This window comes from Ruegeria sp. BHSA118, from assembly GCF_059613405.1.
The window spans coordinates 1-3,193 of the sequence record NZ_JBXWSM010000135.1 but is presented as its reverse complement, the minus strand read 5'-3'; the positions used below and the strand labels follow the sequence as shown (position 1 = coordinate 3,193).

The window sequence follows — 3,193 nt, the reverse complement described above, 5'->3', positions numbered from 1 at the left end:
CGGAATTCCTTCCGCATCCAGACGGGCGCGCACCTGATCCACACGGGCTTTTTGCAGATCACGCTCGGCGCTGGACTGCTTCAGATGCCGGATAGATGCGGCAGCACCGGCCGCGATCGAAGGTGGCAAGGCAGTGGTGAAGATGAAGCCGCTGGCAAAGCTGCGAACGAAATCGCACAGCGCGGCCGAGGCTGCGATGTAGCCGCCGACCACGCCGAAGGCCTTGCCCAGCGTGCCTTCGATCACGGTCAGGCGATCCATCAGGCCCTCGCGCTCGGCAATGCCACCGCCGCGCGGGCCATAGAGGCCGACGGCGTGAACCTCATCCAGATAGGTCATCGCGCCGTATTTGTCGGCCAGGTCGCAGATTTCCTTGATCGGCGCGATGTCACCATCCATGGAATAGACCGATTCAAAGGCGATCATCTTGGGCGCGTCTGGATCGGCGGCGGCCAGTTTGGCCTCCAGATCCGCAAGGTCGTTATGGTTCCAGATCACCTTCTGCGCCCGTGAGTGGCGGATGCCTTCGATCATCGAGGCATGGTTCAGCGCATCAGAGAAAACGATCAAACCGGGGATCTTCGCAGCCAGCGTTCCCAGAGCGGCCCAGTTTGACACATAGCCCGAAGTGAACAGCAAAGCGGCCTCTTTGCCATGTAGATCTGCCAATTCTGCCTCAAGCAGAACGTGATCATGCGTTGTGCCCGAGATGTTGCGCGTCCCGCCTGCACCGGCGCCACAACGCTCCAGCGCATCGTGCATGGCGTTGATGACCGCAGGGTGCTGCCCCATTCCAAGGTAGTCATTCGAGCACCAGATGCGTACATCCCGCTGAATTGACCCATCGGTCTGGCGAGCGTTCGGGAAGGCTCCGCAACGTCGCTGCAAGTCGATGAAAACCCGATAGTTCCCTTCATCTTTCAAAGCGTCGAGGCTCTGGCTGAAAAATCGCTCGAAATCCATCTGACATGCTCCCCGGATAACTGGCTGTGAACCGACCCTAGGACAGTGACGAGTCCCGCAACATGACAATTGTCAAGTTGATCTTCAAGAAAAAGGCTGGCACTGCCACGCCGGCTTTGGCATAGCAGGGCATTGGGGATGATATCCCGGGCCACCGCCCGGACTGGATGAAGAAGGGAGTGCCTTCATGTCACACGAGGCACAAAAGGCGATTGCGCGGCAGTCTCTGCTTCTGCGCAGCCTGCCGGACCAGCACGTGGATACTTTGCTGCGGCAAGCGATTTGGCGGCAATATGACCGTGGCGAGACGATCTTTCTGCAAGAGGAAGAAGCCAAGGCCGTGCACGTTGTGCTGGCAGGTTGGGTCAAGCTGTTCCGTATCGCTCCGACCGGGGCGGAAGCGGTGGTGAGCGTTTTCACCCGCGGAGAAAGCTTTGGTGAGGCCGTTGCGCTGCGCAACGTGCCGTATCCCGTGTCCGCCGAAGCCGTCTCAGCCTGTGAAGTGATGCACATTCCCAGCCCGGTGCTGCTGTCCCTCATGAAGGAAGACCCGGAAATCGGCGTTTCAATTCTGGCTGCGACGTTCACGCATCTGCATGCTCTGGTGGCGCAGCTGGAGCAATTGAAGGCGCAAACCGGGGCGCAACGCGTTGCAGAGTTTCTGTTGAACCTGTGCGATCGCGATTCCGGTCGCTGCGAGGTGGAACTGCCTTACGACAAGATGCTGATCGCCGGACGTCTTGGGATGAAGCCCGAAAGCCTGAGCCGCGCGTTTTCGCGGTTGAAACCTGTTGGCGTCAAGATCAACAGGAACCACGCGGATATCGCTGACATGGACGATTTGCGCAACTACGCCGAAAGCGACACCAGTGAGAGGTGAATGATCACCGGCGGCCAGACCCGCCTGAGCTGCAATTTCACGGAAAACCCATGATCCGGAGCTGGCCCGCTCCAACAGGGGCTCAGTCAGGCGCTATTGCGCGTGACCGGCTGCCTTCCACGTTTTCCAAAACCTCATTATCCTGATCAGCAGTGCCATCCATCGGCACAAGTCGTTTGCATGAAAATGAAGGGGTATCGGGTCCATGATAGACGCAGCGCTTTCAAACTATCCCCGCGCAAGGTTGATGACATCGGTCACCCCGGTCGAACGGCTTGAGCGTCTTTCTGACCAACTGGGGCTGGATCTGTGGATCAAGCGCGACGACCTGACCGGGCTCAGTTTCGGCGGAAACAAGACCCGCCAATTGGAGTTTTATATGGGTGAGGCGCTGAGGCAGCGGGCGGACACCATCCTGATCACAGGTGCCGTGCAATCCAATTTCGTGCGCACTGCGGCAGCTGCTGCGGCAAAGCTGGGAATGTCATCCGTTCTTCAATTGGAAGACCGCGTGACGAATATGGGCGAATACTACCATCGATCCGGAAATGTTCTTCTGGCACAGCTTCTGGGGGCGGAACATATTGGCTATCCCAAGGGCGAGGACGAGGCGGGCGCTGACGGCGCTCTTCACGAACGCGCCGAGGAACTGGTTGCCATGGGTCGAAAACCATACGTGATCCATCTGGGCATCGATCACCCTCCGCTGGGGGCATTGGGCTATGTGGCGGGGGCGGCCGAGTTGCATACACAGATCAGCGATTTTGACGCCGCGGTGGTGCCGTCTGGAAGCGGGGCAACCCATGGCGGGTTCCTGGCCGGATTGCGTTTGGTTGGACAGTCTGCGCCTGTCTACGGCATATGCGTGCGTCGCGATCAGAACCAGCAGCACGCGCGTCTGCAAAAGGTCCTGGGGCGATTGGCGACCATGATGGGTTTCGACCCTGCTTTGGTCATGGAAGACATCTATACTTGGGACGGCGCCCTGGCACCAGGATATGGGCGGATCGGTCGGGCAACCCGCGAGGCATTGACCCTGATGGCGCGCTCCGAGGGCATCTTTCTTGACCCTGTTTATTCTGCCAAAACCTTTGCGGGGCTTCTTGGACTGCTTGAACAAGGCGTCATCGGCAAAGGCCAGAAAGTTGTATTGCTGCACACAGGTGGCCAACCGGCGTTGTTCGGATATCAGGACGAGTTGCAACCGAGTTGACGCAGCGAAGCATTGCGCCTGTGGTCCTACGGGGCGACGGGAAGGATGGAAGGGTGTTGCCCGCCGAACTGGTGGGAAAATACTTTACGACACTTTCGAGTGATTGAGCAAAGACATGGCACGCGCGACATCGCGGG

3 protein-coding genes are annotated in these 3,193 nt (G+C 58.9%); 2 read left to right on the top strand and 1 reads right to left on the bottom strand.

Annotation, left to right across the window (positions count from 1 at the left end):
- Positions 1-963, bottom strand: a 963-nt coding sequence (gene hemA / locus AC2FNN_RS21285) for a 5-aminolevulinate synthase (RefSeq protein ID WP_496760475.1), incomplete at its 3' end; no start/stop codon positions are given.
- A 187-nt stretch (positions 964-1,150) separates the two neighbouring features.
- On the opposite strand from hemA, the gene AC2FNN_RS21280 reads away from it, so the two are divergent.
- Positions 1,151-1,843, top strand: a complete 693-nt coding sequence (locus tag AC2FNN_RS21280; RefSeq protein ID WP_496760473.1) for a Crp/Fnr family transcriptional regulator — start codon at positions 1,151-1,153, stop codon at positions 1,841-1,843.
- A 205-nt stretch (positions 1,844-2,048) separates the two neighbouring features.
- Positions 2,049-3,056, top strand: coding sequence for a D-cysteine desulfhydrase family protein (locus tag AC2FNN_RS21275; RefSeq protein ID WP_496760471.1), 1,008 nt, complete (start codon positions 2,049-2,051; stop codon positions 3,054-3,056).
- Positions 3,057-3,193: the final 137 nt, after the last annotated feature.